This window comes from Shewanella woodyi ATCC 51908, from assembly GCF_000019525.1.
In the GTDB taxonomy this organism is placed as follows: Bacteria; Pseudomonadota; Gammaproteobacteria; order Enterobacterales; family Shewanellaceae; genus Shewanella; species Shewanella woodyi.
The window spans coordinates 4,487,874-4,507,578 of the sequence record NC_010506.1; the positions used below are offsets into that span (position 1 = coordinate 4,487,874).

At 44.2% G+C, this 19,705-nt stretch carries 18 protein-coding genes and 10 tRNA genes; 9 read left to right on the top strand and 19 right to left on the bottom strand.

The features are described 5' to 3' along the window. Window positions 1-438 precede the first annotated feature (438 nt). Genes prmC through hemA form a run of 3 tightly spaced genes read right to left on the bottom strand, consistent with a single transcriptional unit; the run spans window position 439 to window position 3,688 of the window. On the bottom strand, window positions 439-1,281 hold the full coding sequence (prmC, locus tag SWOO_RS18920; RefSeq protein ID WP_012326276.1) for a peptide chain release factor N(5)-glutamine methyltransferase: 843 nt from the start codon (window positions 1,279-1,281) through the stop codon (window positions 439-441). Window positions 1,282-1,336: 55 nt separating this feature from the next. Beyond that, window positions 1,337-2,422: a peptide chain release factor 1 gene (gene prfA, locus SWOO_RS18925; RefSeq protein WP_012326277.1), complete on the bottom strand. Its 1,086-nt coding sequence runs from the start codon at window positions 2,420-2,422 to the stop codon at window positions 1,337-1,339. A gap of 15 nt (window positions 2,423-2,437) precedes the next feature. Continuing rightward, entirely contained in the window at window positions 2,438-3,688 is a 1,251-nt protein-coding gene (hemA, locus tag SWOO_RS18930) for a glutamyl-tRNA reductase (RefSeq protein WP_012326278.1), read from the bottom strand. 270 nt (window positions 3,689-3,958) lie between these two features. On the opposite strand from hemA, the gene lolB reads away from it, so the two are divergent. The 3 genes from lolB to SWOO_RS18945 all read left to right on the top strand — a co-directional run bounded on the left by lolB (window position 3,959) and on the right by SWOO_RS18945 (window position 6,475). Further along, window positions 3,959-4,600 (top strand): lipoprotein insertase outer membrane protein LolB, encoded by a 642-nt coding sequence (gene lolB / locus SWOO_RS18935; protein ID WP_012326279.1) that lies wholly within the window; start codon window positions 3,959-3,961, stop codon window positions 4,598-4,600. Between the two features lie 2 nt (window positions 4,601-4,602). Then, a complete protein-coding gene (ispE, locus tag SWOO_RS18940) occupies window positions 4,603-5,457 on the top strand; it encodes a 4-(cytidine 5'-diphospho)-2-C-methyl-D-erythritol kinase (protein ID WP_012326280.1) in 855 nt (284 codons plus the stop codon). Window positions 5,458-5,527: 70 nt separating this feature from the next. Continuing rightward, on the top strand, window positions 5,528-6,475 hold the full coding sequence (locus SWOO_RS18945; protein WP_041418273.1) for a ribose-phosphate pyrophosphokinase: 948 nt from the start codon (window positions 5,528-5,530) through the stop codon (window positions 6,473-6,475). Between the two features lie 335 nt (window positions 6,476-6,810). Here SWOO_RS18945 and SWOO_RS18950 read toward each other — a convergent pair whose 3' ends face one another. The 15 genes from SWOO_RS18950 to SWOO_RS19020 form a co-directional block, all read right to left on the bottom strand. Further along, on the bottom strand, window positions 6,811-7,224 hold the full coding sequence (locus SWOO_RS18950) for a hypothetical protein (protein WP_012326282.1): 414 nt from the start codon (window positions 7,222-7,224) through the stop codon (window positions 6,811-6,813). Between the two features lie 11 nt (window positions 7,225-7,235). Continuing rightward, on the bottom strand, window positions 7,236-7,697 hold the full coding sequence (locus SWOO_RS18955) for a hypothetical protein (RefSeq protein WP_229377253.1): 462 nt from the start codon (window positions 7,695-7,697) through the stop codon (window positions 7,236-7,238). A 150-nt stretch (window positions 7,698-7,847) separates the two neighbouring features. Further along, window positions 7,848-7,922: transfer RNA gene (locus tag SWOO_RS18960), tRNA-Gln, on the bottom strand. Between the two features lie 48 nt (window positions 7,923-7,970). Beyond that, window positions 7,971-8,055 (bottom strand) — tRNA-Leu (locus tag SWOO_RS18965). An 84-nt stretch (window positions 8,056-8,139) separates the two neighbouring features. After that, a tRNA-Gln gene (locus SWOO_RS18970) sits at window positions 8,140-8,214 on the bottom strand. A gap of 22 nt (window positions 8,215-8,236) precedes the next feature. Then, a tRNA-Leu gene (locus tag SWOO_RS18975) sits at window positions 8,237-8,321 on the bottom strand. 99 nt (window positions 8,322-8,420) lie between these two features. Continuing rightward, a tRNA-Gln gene (locus SWOO_RS18980) sits at window positions 8,421-8,495 on the bottom strand. 48 nt (window positions 8,496-8,543) lie between these two features. After that, window positions 8,544-8,628: transfer RNA gene (locus tag SWOO_RS18985), tRNA-Leu, on the bottom strand. Window positions 8,629-8,753: 125 nt separating this feature from the next. Then, window positions 8,754-8,830, bottom strand: a tRNA-Met gene (locus SWOO_RS18990). Between the two features lie 20 nt (window positions 8,831-8,850). Further along, window positions 8,851-8,925, bottom strand: a tRNA-Gln gene (locus tag SWOO_RS18995). A 48-nt stretch (window positions 8,926-8,973) separates the two neighbouring features. Beyond that, window positions 8,974-9,058 (bottom strand) — tRNA-Leu (locus SWOO_RS19000). Between the two features lie 194 nt (window positions 9,059-9,252). Then, window positions 9,253-9,329 (bottom strand) — tRNA-Met (locus SWOO_RS19005). Between the two features lie 277 nt (window positions 9,330-9,606). Beyond that, window positions 9,607-10,698: a redox-regulated ATPase YchF gene (ychF, locus tag SWOO_RS19010; protein ID WP_012326284.1), complete on the bottom strand. Its 1,092-nt coding sequence runs from the start codon at window positions 10,696-10,698 to the stop codon at window positions 9,607-9,609. 126 nt (window positions 10,699-10,824) lie between these two features. After that, window positions 10,825-11,409, bottom strand: coding sequence for an aminoacyl-tRNA hydrolase (gene pth / locus SWOO_RS19015; protein WP_012326285.1), 585 nt, complete (start codon window positions 11,407-11,409; stop codon window positions 10,825-10,827). Between the two features lie 271 nt (window positions 11,410-11,680). After that, window positions 11,681-12,820 carry an FAD-dependent monooxygenase gene (locus SWOO_RS19020; protein WP_229377431.1) on the bottom strand — a complete coding sequence of 380 codons (1,140 nt, stop codon included), beginning with the start codon at window positions 12,818-12,820 and terminating at the stop codon, window positions 11,681-11,683. Between the two features lie 255 nt (window positions 12,821-13,075). Here SWOO_RS19020 and SWOO_RS19025 point away from each other — a divergent pair, with 255 nt between their 5' ends. The 6 genes from SWOO_RS19025 (at window position 13,076) to lnt (ending at window position 19,065) form a co-directional block, all read left to right on the top strand. Then, window positions 13,076-13,378 (top strand): hypothetical protein, encoded by a 303-nt coding sequence (locus SWOO_RS19025; protein WP_012326287.1) that lies wholly within the window; start codon window positions 13,076-13,078, stop codon window positions 13,376-13,378. A 99-nt stretch (window positions 13,379-13,477) separates the two neighbouring features. Then, complete coding sequence (miaB, locus tag SWOO_RS19030; RefSeq protein WP_012326288.1) at window positions 13,478-14,902, top strand: tRNA (N6-isopentenyl adenosine(37)-C2)-methylthiotransferase MiaB; 1,425 nt, start codon at window positions 13,478-13,480, stop codon at window positions 14,900-14,902. A 136-nt stretch (window positions 14,903-15,038) separates the two neighbouring features. Next, window positions 15,039-16,082, top strand: a complete 1,044-nt coding sequence (locus SWOO_RS19035) for a PhoH family protein (protein ID WP_012326289.1) — start codon at window positions 15,039-15,041, stop codon at window positions 16,080-16,082. Next, a complete protein-coding gene (ybeY, locus tag SWOO_RS19040) occupies window positions 16,072-16,548 on the top strand; it encodes an rRNA maturation RNase YbeY (protein WP_012326290.1) in 477 nt (158 codons plus the stop codon). Before SWOO_RS19035 ends, ybeY begins: the two co-directional genes overlap by 11 nt. 51 nt (window positions 16,549-16,599) lie before the next feature. Continuing rightward, window positions 16,600-17,475: a CNNM family magnesium/cobalt transport protein CorC gene (gene corC, locus SWOO_RS19045; RefSeq protein ID WP_012326291.1), complete on the top strand. Its 876-nt coding sequence runs from the start codon at window positions 16,600-16,602 to the stop codon at window positions 17,473-17,475. Window positions 17,476-17,517: 42 nt separating this feature from the next. Beyond that, window positions 17,518-19,065 carry an apolipoprotein N-acyltransferase gene (gene lnt / locus SWOO_RS19050; protein WP_012326292.1) on the top strand — a complete coding sequence of 516 codons (1,548 nt, stop codon included), beginning with the start codon at window positions 17,518-17,520 and terminating at the stop codon, window positions 19,063-19,065. 79 nt (window positions 19,066-19,144) lie between these two features. On the opposite strand, the gene SWOO_RS19055 is transcribed toward lnt, so the two are convergent. Then, window positions 19,145-19,645, bottom strand: a complete 501-nt coding sequence (locus tag SWOO_RS19055; protein ID WP_012326293.1) for a zinc ribbon-containing protein — start codon at window positions 19,643-19,645, stop codon at window positions 19,145-19,147. Window positions 19,646-19,705: the final 60 nt, after the last annotated feature.

The window sequence follows — 19,705 nt, forward strand, 5'->3', positions numbered from 1 at the left end:
AGAACAGTAAGTGTAGATGCGGCTGCGAGCTTCCAAAACAGGGATGTTTTGGTAGAGCCCACAAGGACGTGCTTGCGGCGCCTCGCAGAAGTATCTACACATAAGCACGCTGCCAGCGATAGATAACTATGAAGGTACGACCTTCAAACAAACTATCCAATAACATAAAGCTGGATCCTACTTTTAGCAACAAGAGGGAGTTCAGGATGACGGTAACAATACTTTAGCCAGAAAATAAATCAGATAATATAATCAGCCTTCATTCGAAGGCTAACAAGTTTTGTCGTTCTACAAACAAAAACGCCATTGGTATGAGAGCTACCAATGGCGTTCTAATTCACCTTATTCAAAATACGCTCAGGGCTGTTAATTTAAAGCAGGCTCAGGGCTGTTCAGCCTAACTCAAAAAAGCAGAACCAGCCGATGCCCCGGCGCCCACTATCTTGGCCAACGCCCCAAAGTGCAGCGATCATTACTACCAAAATCTCGCACTGTGGCGACATTCTCATAGCCAAGCTCGATCATCTTATCCCTAAGCTGCAGTGCCTGACCAAAGCCATGCTCAAGCAACAAGTAACCACCTGGTGCAAGATAATCTCGAGCACAATCGGCGATATGGTAGAGATCGGCAAAACCATGTTCAGGCGCAGTTAAGGCACTGTGAGGTTCAAACCTAACATCCCCCTCTTCAAGATGAGAGTCCTCTTCATCTATGTAGGGAGGATTAGAGACAATCAGATTGAAATCGTAACAGTTAACCGAATCAAACCAATCACTTTGAATTATATCAACCTGAGGCAACTTTAGATGAGAGCGGTTAGCTTTGGCTAAAGCCACAGCTTCGATTATCTTGTCGACTGCGGTGATCTGCCAGCTTGGTTTCTCATAAGCCAGAGACAGGGCTATTGCGCCGGTTCCTGTGCCTAAATCAAGCACTTTCGCTGCTTCGGCTAATGGCAGGTTCAGGGCCGTTTCCACTAAGATTTCGGTGTCAGGTCTTGGGATCAAGGTGGTTGGATTAACCATAAATGGCAGTGACCAGAACTCACGTTCGCCAACAATATGGGCTATTGGAGTGCCGATAACACGTCTACCAACCATCTTGGTATAGTCATCTATCTGCTCTGATGTTAAGCGCTCATCAGGCCAAGTATAAAGGTAACCTCGCTGTTTATGTATGATATGCAGCAACATCACTTCAGCATCTAGCTTAGGTGTATCGGAAACATCAAGCAACTGAGGTGAGGCCCAGGCTAGGGCCTCAGAAAGTGTTTGGTACAAAGGCTGTCCTTAATTTGAAACCTTATTTAAATAGCTTTTAGCAAGACTCGTCGAGTTAGTCTTCAGCTAACGCCGCTAACAGATCAGCTTGGTTTTCTAATATTAATGGCTCGATAATCACATCTAGCACGCCTTCCATCACTTCGTTTAAGCGATATAGAGTCAGGTTGATTCTGTGATCGCTCATACGCCCTTGAGGGAAGTTGTAGGTACGTATACGTTCAGAACGATCGCCACTACTGACTAAGTTACGGCGAGTGCTCTCCTCTTCGCTACGACGCTTTTCATCTTCTACCGCTTGAATTCGAGCAGAAAGCACGCTCATGGCTTGAGCACGGTTTTTGTGCTGAGAGCGTTGATCCTGACATTCAACAACAATTCCCGTCGGGATATGTGTGATACGAATAGCAGAGTCGGTTTTGTTGACGTGCTGACCACCGGCACCCGATGCACGGAAGGTATCAACTTTTAAGTCGGCCTTATTGATTTCAATCGCTTCTGCTTCTGGAATTTCAGGCAGAACAATCACAGTACAGGCAGAAGTATGAACGCGACCTTGAGATTCTGTTTCTGGCACACGTTGAACTCGGTGTCCACCGGACTCAAACTTAAGTTTACCGTAAACACCTTCACCGCTAATTTTTGCGATGACCTCTTTAAATCCGCCATGTTCACCTTCATTGGTGTTCATGACCTCTATCTGCCAACGGTTGCTCTCTGAGTACTTGCTGTACATACGGAACAGATCGCCAGCAAAGATAGCCGCTTCATCGCCACCCGCACCAGCACGGATCTCGATAAAGGCATTATTATCATCGTTAGGGTCTTTAGGAAGCAGCAGGATCTGGAGCTCATCTTCTAGCGTTTCTAGTACAGATTTAGCTTCCTTCATCTCCTCTTGAGCCATCTCTTTTAGCTCAGGGTCGTCCTCATTAAGCATCTCTTTTGCAGCTTCAAGATCTTCTGTCGCTTGTTGAAAAGCGGTGAAGCTCTTAACGACATCTTCAAGCTGAGAATACTCTTTAGAAAGCGCACGAAAACGCTCCTGATCAGCGATAACACTCGGATCGCTAAGTAGAGCCAAAACCTCTTCGTTACGCTCAAGCAAGCCTTCAAGCTTGCGAATCACACTGTCCTTCATTATAAAACGCTAACCTTAGTTTTTATCTAATCCGAGCGCACTTCTAAGCTGGCCAATGCTATTCAAATCGCCTTGGCGGCTCGCTGCTGTTAAGGCTTGTGTTGGCGCGTGGATCAGTTTATTGGTTAGCTTATTTGCCAGTTCAAGTAATAGTTGTTCACTATCCCCACCCTGGGCTAACTTATTGATCGCACGCTCAACTAGCTCATCTTTAATCGCCATACTTTGGGTACGGTACTCACGGATACTGTCGACCGACTCTAACGATCTGACCCACTCCATGAAAAGATGTGACTCATTTTCAGCAATTACTTCAGCTTGCTCGGCAGCCTCTCTACGTGAGGCCATATTCTGTTCAATGATGCTCTGCAGGTCATCCACTGTATAGAGGAAGGCATCGTCAAGGTCGGCAACCTCGGCTTCAATATCGCGAGGAACTGCTATATCTACCAACAACATAGGTTGATGACGACGCTGCTTAAGCGCTTTTTCTACCATGCCTTTACCGAGTATAGGTAATGGGCTGGCGGTGGATGATATCACGATATCAGCCTTTGGGAGAAAATCTGGTATCTGTTCGAGTGTAATTGCAGTGGCCCCGAACTCATCACACATGCCTTCAGCACGTGAAAGTGTTCGGTTGGCAACAACCATAGAGTCCACACCGTTATCTTTTAGGTGTCTGGCAACCAGCTCTATCGTCTCACCAGCACCTATCAGCAACACCTTAGTTGAACTGATTGAGGAGAAGATATGCTTTGCCATACTCACGGCAGCAAAGGCAACAGATACGGCCGCAGCACCAATCTCGGTTTCTGTCCGTACTTTCTTTGCTACTGAAAATGTATTTTGAAACAGGCGATCCATAGTGATAGCAACTGAACCCGCCTCTCTCGCTTTAGCAAAAGACTGCTTCACTTGCCCTAAGATCTGAGGCTCACCTAAAATCAAGGAATCCAAACCCGAAGAAACTCGCATTAGGTGCTTCACCACCCCTTGGCCCTCAAACTTATACAAGCAGGGCTCCACCTCTTCGTGACTGAGTTGGTGATACTCTTCGAACCAACGAATAACCTCGGCCTCATCACCAGTATTGGTGTACAGCTCTGTGCGGTTACAGGTTGATATGATCACAGCTTCGCCGGTCTTGGTACATTTCGCCAAACTCTTCATGGCATCATGAATTTTGTCTGGAGAAAAGGCTACCTTCTCGCGTAGGTCGACCGTGGCTGTTTTATGATTAATACCGATTGCTACAAGGCTCATCTGACTCGTTCTGGTCTCTAGGCATCTCATTTATTGTCGTTCATTCTACTGAATTGAATGAACTAAAAACAGAATATGCTTAACAAAACCGAATAATAATCTTAATTCTTATCCGTTTTTATAATTAAGGTCACCTTTTAAAAGAGGTTAAGCTAGAACTCTTAAAAAGCTTACAAGCTTGATAGCGCAAGGATTTCAGTAAATTTGCTGATTTCCATTGTATTCTCATCAGGCACTCGTATCATATGAAACCATCAATATCAGCAATAGATGAATAATTTGAGCTACTTCACAAAAACCAAGCTTGTCTGGGTGATATTAAGCCTCTCTTTACTGTCAGCTTGTGCCACTAAGACTCCCGACAACCTGATCCCGGTTCAGGTTAATCATGTTTCACAAGCCCAAGCTTGGGAGATGCAGGGAAAACTCGCGGTCAGAACTGCCGATGATAAATTTAGTACCAACCTCTATTGGCTACATACTGCCGATATTAATGAGCTTAAGTTGACCACTATGCTCGGCACCACTTTACTCTCCTTAACAACCGAGGAGGGGGTCGCTAAATTAGAGGTAGACGGAAAAGTGTATCAGCATGATGACGCTCAAGAGTTGCTAACTGAGATCACAGGTTGGTCTATCCCTGTTAATGCCCTGCCCCTTTGGATAACAGGGCAAGCAGCTCAAGATGATAAAATTATCAATCAAGATCTCCAGTTAAGACCCACAGTATTACTTTCAGAAAAAGACTCACCACCTTGGAGGGTCGAGTTTAATAGCTGGCAAAAGCAAAGCGGCGCAGAGATACCAAGGTTGCTAGAACTCACCAGAGAGCAACTAAGACTCAAGATACAGATAAGCCAATGGCAGGCACTTTCGGCCACCACTTTAGCGACAAATAATCAGAAGAAATGATAATGAGCAACCAACTATCTTTAGGCTGGCCCGCACCTGCAAAGTTAAACCTTTTCCTGCACGTTAACCATAGACGTGAGGATGGTTATCATGAACTTCAGACACTTTTTCAATTTATCAGTCATGGTGATCTATTAGATTTTAAGGTCACCGATGACGGCTCACTGAAATTACACTCAAATATCGGTAACGTTGTCGCAGATAGCGATAACTTAATTCTGCGTGCCGCAAAATTACTTCAAGAGAGAACCGCAACAGAAAAAGGCGCTGAAATTTGGCTCGATAAACGCTTACCTATGGGCGGAGGAATAGGGGGAGGTTCATCGGATGCAGCCACCTGTTTAATCGCACTAAATGCGCTATGGCAGACCCATTTAAGTCGAGATGAATTGGCAGAATTAGGACTAGCTCTTGGTGCTGATGTTCCTGTTTTTATTAATGGTTTGTCTGCTTTTGCTGAAGGTGTGGGGGAAAAATTAATTCAAGTTTCTCCCAAGGAGTATTGGTACCTTGTTTTGGTTCCAGATGTGCATGTTTCCACAGCTGAAATATTCCAAGATCCAGATCTACCACGAAATACCCCCAAGTTAGATCTAGACTCATTAATGAGCAGCCCATGGAGAAATGACTGCCAAGAACTTGTCGTAAAAAGATACCCTCAAGTTGCCAAAACCTTAGACTGGCTGATAGAATATGCGCCGTCCAGAATGACGGGAACCGGGGCTTGTGTTTTCGGAGAATTCGAACAGCAGCAGCAAGCACAGGATGCCTTGGCTCAGTTGCCAAGTAACATGACAGGTTTTGTTGCTAAAGGGACAAACATATCGCCTTTAGAGTTACGTTTAGCGCAACTTTAAAGAACACTTTCTGGGGCAACCTTTTTTATGCCCCAGCCATTTAATGAAGCATACGCCTGAGGTTGATACAGTGCCTGACATTAAACTTTTTGCTGGTAACGCAACACCTAGTCTCGCTAAGAAGATAGCCGACCGTCTATTTTGTAAACTTGGAGACGCGGATGTTGGCGTTTTCAGTGATGGCGAAATCAGTGTCCAGATAAACGAAAATGTACGTGGTGCGGATGTCTTCATCATTCAATCTACTTGTGCACCGACTAACGATAACCTAATGGAGCTTATCGTTATGGTTGACGCACTTCGTCGTGCTTCAGCTGGTCGTATTACCGCTGTGATCCCTTACTTCGGTTACGCTCGTCAAGACAGACGCGTACGTAGTGCTCGTGTACCTATTACCGCTAAGGTTGTTGCTGACTTCCTATCTAGTGTAGGTGTTGACCGAGTATTGACCTGTGATCTTCACGCCGAGCAGATCCAAGGGTTCTTCGATGTTCCTGTTGATAACGTATTCGGTAGCCCTGTGCTGCTTGAAGATATGTTAGATAAGAAACTTGAAAACCCTGTCGTTGTGTCTCCAGATATTGGCGGTGTTGTACGTGCTCGTGCAGTCGCTAAGCTACTTGATGATTCAGACTTAGCGATTATCGATAAGCGTCGTCCTCAAGCAAACGTTGCTCAGGTTATGCATATCATAGGTGATGTTCAAGGTCGTGATTGTATTATCGTTGATGACATGATCGATACTGGCGGAACCCTATGTAAAGCGGCAGAAGCATTGAAAGAGCATGGTGCTAACCGTGTATTCGCTTACGCAACTCACCCAGTATTCTCTGGCAATGCAGCGAAGAACATCGCTGAATCTGTTATTGATGAAGTGATTGTGACCGATACTATTCCATTGAGCAAAGAGATCCAGGCACTGGATAAGGTTACTCAGTTGACCATGTCAACGCTGATGGCTGAAGCTATCCGCCGAGTAAGCAACGAAGAGTCTATCTCTGCGATGTTTAAGCACTAATTAATTTTATTGCGCATCAAAAAAACGCACTCACTGAGTGCGTTTTTTATGGCTAATACCAATCAGTATAAAGATTTGATCGCTCAGCGAGAGTTTAGCGGTCCTGAGGCAAGGCAACGAGTGAAGAGCATAGTTGCTCTACGGTCAAGCTCGTTAACACAGCATCAGAACCGCTAAAACTCGCCTGTAAGGAGTGTTTTTGGCTGCCTACTTCTGCGTTGAATGAATTCACAAGGGAACAACCATTCTATCATCCATTCGCCTTGAATTAGTTTGCCAAAAGACACTCTGAGTAGATCAACTTCTTATACTGATTGGTATAATCACCAGCAACATCACATAAAACTTTTTCTTAGTGCATCATCTCTGACAGCTTTAGTCACATCTAGGGCTATCTGCTTACGTAATCTAACTAACCAGTCATCCACGGTATCATCATCAACTTTACAGCTTCTCTTAGTACAATTAGGTCGCTGCGCCGAGATAAGCTCAATGGCAAGCGTTTCATCTTGCACTAAAAGCTTTGCTTGAACCTGATAATCTTTATAATTCAGATCGGCAAAGTAGCTGCCTGAGTCATTTTTAGATAGCTGCCAATGGTTACGCTTCATCACCTTTTCAAGCAGAGGACCAATATCTTTCACATACCCTTTAAATGGCACAGGATCTTGGTAACTATGTATCGCCTGGGCATCAAACACAGCCATTGAGCTTAAACCTATTATTAAACTTGCGATTACTTTTTTCATCTCATCCCTCACTACAGACGCATTAACTGTCTGGCGATACTCTTTCTAAGGTTTTTTATATAGTTATAGTAACCTCGACCATTTTTATAGCAGATATCATCAATCAAGTTTTTACACTCATAATCACCAAGAGCATCGTGGTACTTAAGCTGCACTAATGATTGGTTGTACTCAATCCTCATGACATTTGTATCGCCGCGATAGGTAAACCTTGCCAGAATATAACCTTCACCCTCTCCGTCATAGAGCCAAGCAATGCCTTTGGTTGTCAGCATCCCCTCAAGTATCGCGTAACGGATTTTATTCAGATCATCTGTCTTAGTGACTATCTCTTTATGAACGGCGTTTATATAGCGATCTGAGGACTTAGGTTTGACTTTTTTGATCTCGAGCGGCGCAGGTTCAGCCAGAAGCGATGAGGGGATTAATCCCCACACAAAAATAGCGAATATGATCATTTTAAAGCGATTCACAAAAACAACTCCCTTGGTAAAGTGAAGTATTAGAGTAAACCATATCGATACTCATGAGGAGGGCTGATTGACTTACAGATAACAAAAAGGAGGTAGTTTACTGAATTTTAGGCACAAAAAAGCCCGTCATAAGACGGGCTTTTTTGTATATGGCTGGGGTACCAGGATTTGAACCTGGGAATGCCGAGATCAAAACCCGGTGCCTTACCGCTTGGCGATACCCCAATCTAGCTTTTACAAACAACCTGCTAAAGCAAGTTATCTTTTAATAAATGGTACGGGAAGAGAGACTTGAACTCTCACACCTTACGGCACCAGAACCTAAATCTGGCGTGTCTACCAATTCCACCACTCCCGCACTACATCAGTTTTACATCTTGATTAAGATGCGTCAGTTTTACATCTTGATAGATGAAAAAACCTGTCATAGACAGGTCTAAATTGGCTGGGGTACCAGGATTTGAACCTGGGAATGCCGAGATCAAAACCCGGTGCCTTACCGCTTGGCGATACCCCAATAAAGCTATTTAAAAATTCGATGGTACGGGAAGAGAGACTTGAACTCTCACACCTTGCGGCACCAGAACCTAAATCTGGCGTGTCTACCAATTCCACCACTCCCGCATCGAACTTTGCTGCAAGTTTCCCTGCTTCATCTTCAATAGCATGAGAAAAAACCTCATTAACTACCGATGACAAGGTCAATAAATTAACCTTTTAAAATGGCTGGGGTACCAGGATTTGAACCTGGGAATGCCGAGATCAAAACCCGGTGCCTTACCGCTTGGCGATACCCCAATCAATCTTTTTAAAACCACAACAAGCCTTAGCTCATCATGTAAATAATGGTACGGGAAGAGAGACTTGAACTCTCACACCTTACGGCACCAGAACCTAAATCTGGCGTGTCTACCAATTCCACCACTCCCGCACTGCAACAGACAAAACCAGCGTGTTTGACATCAACACCACCACTTCCATACTGTAACCAGTTTTACATCTTGATCAAGATGACAGTATTCACTGCAACTCTTCATTTTTCATCTGAAGAAAAGATGGTAGCAATAGCGGGACTTGAACCTGCGACCCCAGCATTATGAATGCTGTGCTCTAACCAGCTGAGCTATATTGCCACATAAACCACTTTTAAAAATGGCTGGGGTACCAGGATTTGAACCTGGGAATGCCGAGATCAAAACCCGGTGCCTTACCGCTTGGCGATACCCCAATCTAACTTTTTCAAACAATCTGCCAGAGGCAAATCATCTTTAATAAATGGTACGGGAAGAGAGACTTGAACTCTCACACCTTACGGCACCAGAACCTAAATCTGGCGTGTCTACCAATTCCACCACTCCCGCACTGCATCTAGTTTTACATCTCGATTAAGATGGCAGCATATAGAATCTGGCGTGTCTAACATCAACACCACCACTCCCGCACTGCATCTAGTTTTACATCTCGATTAAGATGGCAGCATATAGAATCTGGCGCGTCTAACATCAACACCACCACTCTCAGACTACAGCTCTCTAGTTTAACATCTTGAGAAAGATGGTAGCAATAGCGGGACTTGAACCTGCGACCCCAGCATTATGAATGCTGTGCTCTAACCAGCTGAGCTATATTGCCATCGTTTTGTTTCTTGTCCCTCTTGCTGAGGAACGGGGCGTATTATGCTTATTCAGCTCATCTAGGTCAACAGCTTTTTTCGCTATTTTTTACTATTGCAATCGTTCGGCTATAACTTCGTCAAAGTGATGACTAGATGCGCAATTTAAGCCAGTTCCAATCAATTTTTGCCACCAAAAACTCACATCAAGTTAAAACAAAAAACAAAAATGGCTCAATTCTTCAATTGAGCCATTTGCTTTAGCAATATTAAAAGCTAATAAGAGGCTTAAAATTCCTATACGTTAAATAGGAAATGCATAACATCGCCATCTTTAACGATGTAAGTTTTACCTTCAACTCTTAACTTACCCGCTTCCTTAGCGCCAGCTTCACCTTTATAAGTAATGAAGTCATCGTAAGCCATCACTTGAGCACGAATGAAGCCACGCTCAAAATCGGTATGGATAACACCAGCAGCTTTTGGTGCACTCGCGCCAACAGGAACAGTCCAAGCACGCACCTCTTTAACACCAGCGGTAAAGTAAGTTTGCAGCGTCAATAGGTCGTAACCGGCACGAATAACACGATCTAAGCCTGGCTCTTCCAAACCAAGATCAGCCATAAACTCTTCGCGGTCCTCTGCATCCATCTCTGCAAGCTCAGACTCGATCGCAGCACAAACAGCAACAACAACAGCATTCTCTTTAGCAGCAATTTCACGAACGGTATCTAAATGTGGATTGTTTTCAAACCCATCTTCGGCAACGTTAGCAATATACATAGTAGGCTTAAGCGTCAGGAAGTTCAGATACGCAACGGCAGCTAACTCCTCTTTACTTAGCTCCATAGAGCGCAGCATGTCACCTTCATCAAGCACTGGGCGCATCTTTTCAAGTACAGAAACTTCAAACTTGGCATCGGCGTCGCCACCTTTAGCACGTTTGGCCTGACGAGTGATAGCACGCTCACAAGAGTCAAGATCCGCTAATGCAAGTTCAGTGTTAATCACTTCAATATCTGAAGCTGGTGAAACTTTATTAGCAACGTGAACGATATTGTCATCTTCGAAACAACGTACAACGTGACCGATGGCATCCGTCTCACGAATGTTAGCGAGGAACTTGTTTCCTAGACCTTCACCTTTAGAAGCGCCAGCAACTAGACCTGCAATATCGACAAACTCCATAGTTGTTGGTAGCACACGTTCAGGGTTAACTATCTGAGCTAATGCATCCAAACGAGCATCAGGTACAGGCACAACACCAGTATTTGGTTCAATAGTACAAAACGGGAAGTTAGACGCTTCGATGCCCGCTTTAGTTAACGCATTGAATAATGTTGATTTACCTACGTTTGGCAAGCCTACAATGCCACATTTAAAACCCATATCGTTTACCTTTAATATCAATTACAAACTAACAGGGTCACTGCCAATTTGGGTATATACAAAGCCGCCATCGGCGACTTAATCAAATTCTTGCCGCCTTAATCTAATGATCAAGACGAGACTATTTTAAGCCTTATAAGCGTGCAACCGGTTCATGGCCTTGGCCATATCTTGGTTAAAGAGCACCTCAGTTGACCTAACTGCTTCATCAATCACATCTTCAATCGCAGCCTGCTCTGTCCCCGGTGCTTTACCTAAGACATAATTGCTCACTTGGCTTTTATCACCAGGGTGACCAATACCGATACGAAGGCGATAAAAGCCTTTATTGTTAGCGAGACTTGCGATGATATCTTTCAAACCATTATGGCCACCATGGCCACCACCAAGTTTAAACTTGGCAACACCTGGCTCCATATCCAGCTCATCATGAGCCACTAATATTTCATCAGCTTCAATACGAAAGAAGTTAGCCATAGCCCCTACTGACTTACCGCTAAGATTCATAAACGTACTTGGGATCAGCAAGCGCACATCTTTTCCATGTAGCGTCACTCTTGCCGTCAGACCAAAATATTTACTATCTGCCACTAAAGTTGCGCCGCATACTCTCGCTAACTCTTGTACGTACCAGGCCCCAGCATTATGTCTAGTCTGGGCGTATTTTTCACCCGGATTTGCGAGCCCAACTATTAGTTTTATATTACTCATTCAGCCTATTCTTTGGTTCGATGTGACTTAGCACTGCCAGCCTTTTTTCATTAGCGGTTCCGCCAAATAAAAGCACGATGCAGATAAAAACGCGGCATTTTAACACTCAATGACCCAGTCAACAAACTATTAGCAGTCACCGCATTATCAGCAGAGGAATTAAAAGTAAAAATGGGGAATGAATATGGGCTATAGAAAGGTTAAATCTAGCACGCGGCTTTTGCCACAGCAGACAAAAGCCAAATACTAATAAATATAAAAGCTAGCAGCGTTATTTAAGTCCCATCGCATACATAAGCACATGCTTTTTTATCGGGGAGTCGATGTTAGCAATCTTCAATGCGGCATTTCGCATCACTTTTAATGGCAGCAACTCATTACTAAAGCCTGCATAGAAAAGGTCCATTGCCGTCATCATCAACTGGTTATCCTGATAACGTAACTTCTCATAAGCCTTTAATGTCCCCTCTTCCCACCAAGCTTCGCCTTTACTCAAACTTGAGGATACCGATGAGATAATCGCCTCTACATCTTTAAAGCCAATATTGACTCCCTGACCAGCAAGCGGGTTAATGGTATGAGCCGCATCTCCCAAAATCACCACATTGTCTGAATAGTAAGTTTGCGCATGACGTCTGGTGAGTTTAAAACTTCCCTTCTGCAGGACCTCAAAATCTCTATCTAACCTTGCAGGAAAATGCCGCTTAATCTGTTCGCCTAACGCCTTTTCACTCATCAAAGACAGTTGCGCGATCCGATTTGCATCATCATACCAAACTAAAGAGGCGTGATTACCGGGCAGAGGAAGTAAAGATCTTGGACCATTGGGGGTAAACTGTTGCCAAGTAACATCTTGCTGTCCTTGCGCTGTTTTAATATTGATCAACATCGCCGATTGCGCATAATCCCAACCAGTCAATCCAATACCAGCCCACTGTCTTACTTGCGAATTAGCCCCGTCTGCGCCCACAAGCAACTTAGCCTCTATGCAAGTCGCATTATTAAGGTGCACCACAACGGCATCATCATGACGGCTAAAACGCTCAACCCTAACTGGCGACAAAAGCTCAATATTGTCATACTGCTTAAACTGCTCCCAAAGGGAAAGTTGAATAAGTCGGTTCTCTACAATATGACCAAGATGTGTCACACCAACCTGATCTGCGTGAAACTGGGTGATAAATCCCTCCAGCTCCCAAGTCTCAAGCCCTAAATAAGCAGCCCTTCGCATTTGACTTAACCCAGCAAGGGCTCCTAAGCGCTCTAATAAATTCTCAGATGCTACGCTCACTGCGGAAACACGAATATCTATCTCTTGCTTATCGTTATAGGGTTCTGGCTCAAAAGCCTCAATAACTGCGATATTAAGTCCCAGCTGCGCTAAACCAATAGCCGTTGCAGCTCCCACCATACCGCCGCCTAGAATAACAACATCTTTGCTAACTGGCTTAACTTGTGACTCACTCACGATTGAATTCCCATTCTATTATCTCTTTTGATCCAGTTAACAGTACTCAACTATGACTGGAACATTTAAAAAAGTATGTAAATGTTACTAGTACCATAAATATTCACACCCTCTTACAAACAGCCCCATCTGCACACATGAGCATGTCTTACACTCAATTCATCGAACAAATCTGACCTGATTATAAGTGAGCCAATTATGAAAATCATGACACCATTAGCCCTACTTGCAGCAAGCCTACTTCCACTGACTGCAAGCGCTGATTTAGTTAAACAACAAAACAAAGCCAAGCCAATGGAAACAATCACTGTAACCTATAGAGAACCAACAGATTATGCCCTATATCAATATACGACGGATATGTTAGTCAATTTTAGATTACAGATCCAAGCCGATATCTATCAGCAAGCCCGCACAAGTATCATGAAAATGGCCAATACAACCCCCTATATGTCAGCAATGCATCAAGCTCCTGAGCAGGAACAAAACAGCACTGAGTAGATAATTTTCAATTAAACAGTCCAAAAGCTGGTCAGTGCCCTGCTCAAGGGGTAAAATGTTGCGCTATTTTTCCCGTGGTACCAAGAGTGACATAAACTGATGAGCAAGAAACTCCATATTAAAACCTGGGGCTGTCAGATGAATGAGTATGACTCATCTAAGATGGCTGATCTAATGGATGAGTATAAAGGGTACACCTTAACAGAAGAGGCTGAAGAGGCTGATGTACTTCTGCTAAATACCTGTTCTATCCGTGAAAAAGCTCAGGAAAAGGTGTTCCATCAACTTGGGCGCTGGAAAAAACTAAAAGATAAAAACCCCAACCTTATTATTGGTGTTGGTGGCTGTGTCGCGTCACAAGAGGGCAAAGTGATTAAAGATCGCGCCCAGTGTGTCGATCTGATTTTCGGCCCTCAAACACTTCACCGCCTGCCAGAGATGATCGATCAGATCGAAGCAGGAGGTAAAGCCGTCATCGATGTGAGCTTCCCTGAAATCGAAAAGTTTGACCGTCTACCAGAACCTCGCGCTGATGGACCAAGTGCTTTTGTCTCAATTATGGAAGGTTGCAGCAAGTATTGCTCTTTCTGCGTTGTGCCTTATACACGCGGTGAAGAGGTCAGTCGCCCCCTTGATGACGTTATTCTAGAGATAGCCCAGTTAGCTGAACAGGGTGTGCGTGAAGTAAACCTTTTAGGTCAAAACGTTAACGCATATCGCGGCGCAACTCATGATGATGAGATCTGTACCTTTGCTGAGTTGCTTCGCTATGTTGCGGCAATTGATGGCATTGATAGACTGCGTTTTACCACCAGCCACCCAATTGAGTTTACTCAAGATATTATTGATGTTTACGAAGACACCCCTGAACTGGTTAGCTTCCTTCACCTGCCGGTTCAATCGGGTTCAGATAGAATTTTGACCCAGATGAAACGTGGTCATATGGCTATCGAGTACAAGTCTATTATTCGTCGTCTACGCAAGGCTCGCCCAGATATTCAGGTCAGTTCAGATTTCATCATCGGCTTCCCTGGTGAATCTAAGCAAGATTTCGAAGACACCATGAAGTTGATTGAAGATGTTCAATTTGATCATAGCTTTAGCTTTATCTACAGTGCACGCCCTGGTACCCCAGCATCGGATCTGCCCGATGATGTAACTCTTGATGAGAAGAAAGAGCGTTTAGCTATCTTACAAGACAGAATAACTCAACAAGCGATGCGCTATAGTCGTCAGATGCTTGGCACAGTTCAGCGTATTCTAGTCGAAGGTCCTTCGGTTAAAAATCCGATGGAGTTAAGAGGCCGTACAGAGACAAGTCGTGTAGTTAACTTCGAGGCCGATCCTAAGCATATTGGCAGTTTCGTCGATGTAGAGATTGTAGATGTCTATACAAACTCACTAAGAGGTAACTTTATTCGCGGCGAAGATGAGATGGATCTTAGACGTTCACTACGTCCGTCAGATATTCTTGCTAAACATAAGAAAGATGACGAACTAGGTGTAACTCAGTATATCCCTTAAAATCACACCGTAACAAAAAAGGCGGCATAGTTTATGCTGCCTTTTTCGTCTCTATTGTGCCGGTAAATACCATTAGCAATTGTCCTGTTTCGCTCGTAAACTGTGAGTATATGTCTATGCTCATCTGGAGTCATTTTTGTCTAACAAGTTAACCACGCTTAACCTATACCTTGAGCCAGCCGATACTCGCCGTTTATTGTCTCTATGCGGTCCATTTGATGACAATATTAAGCAGTTAGAGCGTCGAATTGGTGTTGAGATCAGCTACCGTGATAACCATTTTCAAATTGTAGGCCAAGCGAAGAACTGCTTAAGCGTCAATAACCTGCTTAAGTCTCTCTATGTTGAAACACAATCTGTTAAGGGCAGCACGCCTGATTTAGAGCCTGATACTGTCCACCTTGCCATTCAAGAAGCTGTGGCTCTGGAAGCTGAACTGCCAAGGGATGACAAAGAGCTCTATATAAAGACCAAACGTGGCGTGATTAAACCCCGCAATCCTAATCAAAGCGATTACGTTGCCAATATCGCGACCCATGACATCACATTTGGTATTGGTCCTGCCGGTACAGGTAAAACCTACCTTGCCGTTGCTGCCGCTGTTGATGCCTTAGAACGTCAAGAAGTTCGCCGCATATTACTGACTCGTCCAGCCGTTGAAGCGGGTGAGAAACTTGGCTTTTTGCCCGGTGACTTAAGTCAGAAGGTCGATCCATACCTTCGACCTCTTTACGATGCACTGTTTGAGATGATGGGCTTTGAAAAAGTAGAGCGTTTGATTGAACGTAATGTGATTGAGGTCGCTCCACTGGCTTATATGCGTGGACGCACCCTTAATGATGCCTTTATCATCCTCGATGAGAGCCAAAACACTACCGTTGAGCAGATGAAGATGTTTCTGACCCGTATCGGCTTTAACTCACGCGCCGTTATCACAGGGGATATTACTCAAATAGATCTGCCAAAACACCAAAAGTCTGGCTTACGCCATGCCATTGAAGTGCTCAGTGAAGTCGAAGAGATAAGCTTTAACTTTTTCCAAGCAAAAGACGTAGTTCGCCACCCCGTTGTGGCCAGAATCGTAGAAGCTTACGAAGAACACGACCAAAAAGCTCAAATTGCCAAAGCTAAACGTGAGAACCATTATAAGCTTCAGGAAGCCACAGAAAATGAGCACTAGCCACACCAAGCTTGAATTGGCACTCGATCTTCAGATAGCGACGGATAATAAACAGCTACCAACGCAACAAGATTTTGAACTTTGGGTGCGCACCGCACTCAGAAACACCATGACAGAGGCTGAATTGACGGTACGAGTTGTCGATGCAGAGGAAAGTCAGGCGCTTAATTCTACCTATAGAGGAAAAGATAAGCCCACAAATGTACTGTCATTCCCTTTTGAAGCACCCGCTGAAATTGAGCTCCCTTTGCTAGGTGATTTAATCATCTGTGCATCGGTGGTTGAACACGAAGCAATACAGCAAAACAAGCCCTTGCAAGCACATTGGGCTCACATGGTTGTACATGGTTGTCTTCATCTGCTAGGGTATGATCATATTAACGATATCGAAGCTGAAGAGATGGAGTCAATTGAGACTCAACTCATTGAAAGCTTAGGTTTTAACAATCCATACAAGGAACAATAATTGATCTGTGTTTGGCAATAGTTGCTAAATAGTTTAGATCAGGTAAACACTATGAGTGATGATATCCCACCGAGTACCAGCGCCCAAAAGAAGAGCTGGTTAGATAAAGTAAGCCAGTTGTTTCAGGGCGAGCCTCAAAGTCGCGATGATCTTGTTGAAGTAATACACGATGCCGAGCTTCGTGAAGTTATATCAGAAGATACGCGAGAGATGATTAAAGGTGTCTTAGAAGTATCCGATCTACGCGTAAGGGATATCATGATCCCAAGAGCGCAGATAGTCGCACTTCAAATAGATGATTCGGTAACAGAACTTCTCTCTACCGTCATAAGTTCTGCACATTCACGCTTTCCAGTGGTAAACGAAGATAAAGATCATATTGAAGGTATTTTGCTTGCAAAAGACCTGCTCCAATATGGATTTAAAAACAGTGATGAGCCTTTCTCTTTAAGCCAAGTTATCCGTCCAGCTGTTGTTGTTCCCGAGAGTAAACGTGTTGATGTTCTTCTCAAAGAGTTCCGCTCCCAGCGATACCATATGGCGATCGTCGTCGATGAGTATGGTGGAGTTTCAGGCTTGGTCACTATTGAAGATATTCTCGAAGAGATCGTTGGTGAAATTGAAGATGAGTTCGATCACGACTCAGCCGAAGAGACTGAGATCCGTAAAGTCAGTAAATTGGTCTATATGATCAAAGCACTGACTCCAATCGAAGACTTCAATGAAAGCTTTAATACCCAGTTCAGTGACGAAGAGTTCGACACCGTTGGAGGCTTAGTCTCTCACGCCTTTGGCCATCTGCCAGAGCGTAATGAAAAGGTCACCATCGATGGTATTGAATTTACCGTGATCAGTGCAGATACTCGCAGGTTACTACAACTTAGGGTCAAACTCCCCGACCCTAGCATCGAAGAGAAAAGCGAATAACGCCTTTTTTAACTCGATAAACTTTTCTATGATGAGGCTGGAATGCTGAATAAACTTCGGGCATCCGCCCATCATTCAAAAATACGTCTGGTGCTGGCATACTTTGCCGGTGCCAGTACCACACTCGCTTTTGCTCCCTACTCGATATGGCCAATCTACTTAGTCGCCATGGCATTTGCACTGCATTTAAGTCGCGCGCTATCCGCCAAACAGAGCTTTAACTTTTGGCTCAGCTTTGGATTTGGTTGTTTTTCAGTTGGAATAAGCTGGGTCCATGTCAGCATGGATAAATTTGGCGGCCTGCCATTGATTGCCTCTATCGGACTAATGGCACTATTAGCCCTTTATCTGGCACTCTACCCCGCTCTAAGCGGCTACCTACTGCAAAAACTGTCCCCTAAAAATCCGCTCACAAGAAATCTGCTGCTCTTCCCTATCCTATGGACACTGACCGAGTGGGCCAGAGGCTGGGTGTTAACGGGATTTCCTTGGTTATGGGCCGGATACTCCCAAACCGAAGGGCCAATAAAGGAGCTCGCCAGTGTCATTGGTGTACTGGGACTGAGCTACCTTATTGCTATGCTCGCAGGTTCCTTAGCCCTATGTCTGCAAAAACGCTGGCACAGCGCCGCAATCATCTTGCCGCTACTTATCACTGCAACTTACCTAAGCCCAATGCTCTCAAGCGTTGAAGCTAAAGGGGAGTCGGTTAAGGTGACACTGGTACAAGGTAATATTGCCCAAAGCATGAAGTGGGAGCCCGAGGCATTGTGGCCTACCATGCTAAAATACATGGATCTCTCACGACCTGAGCTTGCAGACACAGATATCTTTATCTGGCCAGAAGCTGCAATTCCAGCTCCTGAGTCCATGGTTGCTGATTTTCTGGATAACGCCAATAAGGTCGCAAATCTAAATAACAGCGCCATCATCACAGGCATCATCAGCCAGCAGCAAGATAATTTTTATAATTCACTTATCGTGCTTGGAAACCATGATAAGCCAGAGCAAGAACAAGCCGATTACACCATAGGCGGGGGCAATGAGTTTAAAAAACACCACCTTCTACCTATTGGTGAATTTGTTCCATTTGAATCGCTGCTCAGGCCGATAGCCCCATTTTTTAATCTGCCTATGTCTTCATTTTCCAGAGGCGAATATCAACAACCAAACTTAGAAGCAGTCGGCCACCAGATAGCCCCAGCCATATGTTATGAGATAGCTTTTCCTGAACTGTTAAGAGCCAACGTTAATGAAGATACTGAGTTACTGCTCACAGTGTCCAATGATGCCTGGTTTGGTAGCTCTAACGGTCCACTACAGCATATGGAGATAGCCCAGATGCGCTCCATTGAGCTTGGTCGTCCACTGGTCAGAGCCACCAACACTGGCGTCACGGCTGTCGTGGATGAATACGGCAATATTACCCATAAGTTGCCGCAATTTGAGGCTGGTGTATTAGTAGCTGATATCCCCTTAGTGAAAGGGAGCACAGCATTTTCTAAATGGGGAGAGTGGCCAATACTTCTCTGGTCATCATTGCTACTTGTACTGTTTCTATTTCGGTTTGTAAAACATCGCCTAGACTAAAATTTCAATATACTATCTCCAAAAAAATACCCGCTGATGCGGGTATTTTTTTGGATGATTCAAATCATCAAATCCATTGTTAAGGTGCGAGTGCTTCTCTAGTAAACTCACTCTCATCACATTCAGGACAATCAGGGATCACACCGGGGAATTCAATCTTCATCTCGTGGCCACAGTGAATACAAACCATGTTTCCCTGCCCGACGATTTCACCACTTTGGTAATGACCTTGATGCTTAAAGTCCTGTAACACCTCATGCCACTCAATCTGGCTTCGGTCTGTAATACCACTCAACCAATGCCAAACTGTGTTCTCCACAGTGATCATGGTAGGGCTATGACTTAAATCTGTATCATTTTTCTCCTGAAGGTAGCTTGCGATATCACGTTTTAAAAATTGTTCAACTAAAGCTAACTCATCTTCTTTAGCTTGCTCTTTAAGGGAGAGAAACTCTTTACCGTTAGTAACAACTGCAAATAACTCCTTTACAGTCATCGAGTTATCATTAAGGTAATCAGCTTTGACTTTCGCCAATAGAGCTTCATAAAGCGATAGTAACTCCGCACTTCTTGCACTCATATTCAATACTCCTTCATCCGAACCTTTTTAATGACTCACTTCTAGTTTATTCTATGCAGA

Bases quoted from the DNA above. Each gene is read 5' to 3' on its own strand.
- prfA (WP_012326277.1), bottom strand. From the start codon at position 2,422: ATGAAGGACAGTGTGATTCGCAAGCTTGAAGGCTTGCTTGAGCGTAAC.
- hemA (WP_012326278.1), bottom strand. From the start codon at position 3,688: ATGAGCCTTGTAGCAATCGGTATTAATCATAAAACAGCCACGGTCGAC.
- lolB (WP_012326279.1), top strand. From the start codon at position 3,959: ATGAATAATTTGAGCTACTTCACAAAAACCAAGCTTGTCTGGGTGATA.
- ispE (WP_012326280.1), top strand. From the start codon at position 4,603: ATGAGCAACCAACTATCTTTAGGCTGGCCCGCACCTGCAAAGTTAAAC.
- SWOO_RS18950 (WP_012326282.1), bottom strand. From the start codon at position 7,224: ATGAAAAAAGTAATCGCAAGTTTAATAATAGGTTTAAGCTCAATGGCT.
- ychF (WP_012326284.1), bottom strand. From the start codon at position 10,698: ATGGGTTTTAAATGTGGCATTGTAGGCTTGCCAAACGTAGGTAAATCA.
- pth (WP_012326285.1), bottom strand. From the start codon at position 11,409: ATGAGTAATATAAAACTAATAGTTGGGCTCGCAAATCCGGGTGAAAAA.
- SWOO_RS19020 (WP_229377431.1), bottom strand. From the start codon at position 12,820: ATGGTGGGAGCTGCAACGGCTATTGGTTTAGCGCAGCTGGGACTTAAT.
- SWOO_RS19025 (WP_012326287.1), top strand. From the start codon at position 13,076: ATGAAAATCATGACACCATTAGCCCTACTTGCAGCAAGCCTACTTCCA.
- miaB (WP_012326288.1), top strand. From the start codon at position 13,478: ATGAGCAAGAAACTCCATATTAAAACCTGGGGCTGTCAGATGAATGAG.
- ybeY (WP_012326290.1), top strand. From the start codon at position 16,072: ATGAGCACTAGCCACACCAAGCTTGAATTGGCACTCGATCTTCAGATA.
- corC (WP_012326291.1), top strand. From the start codon at position 16,600: ATGAGTGATGATATCCCACCGAGTACCAGCGCCCAAAAGAAGAGCTGG.
- lnt (WP_012326292.1), top strand. From the start codon at position 17,518: ATGCTGAATAAACTTCGGGCATCCGCCCATCATTCAAAAATACGTCTG.
- SWOO_RS19055 (WP_012326293.1), bottom strand. From the start codon at position 19,645: ATGAGTGCAAGAAGTGCGGAGTTACTATCGCTTTATGAAGCTCTATTG.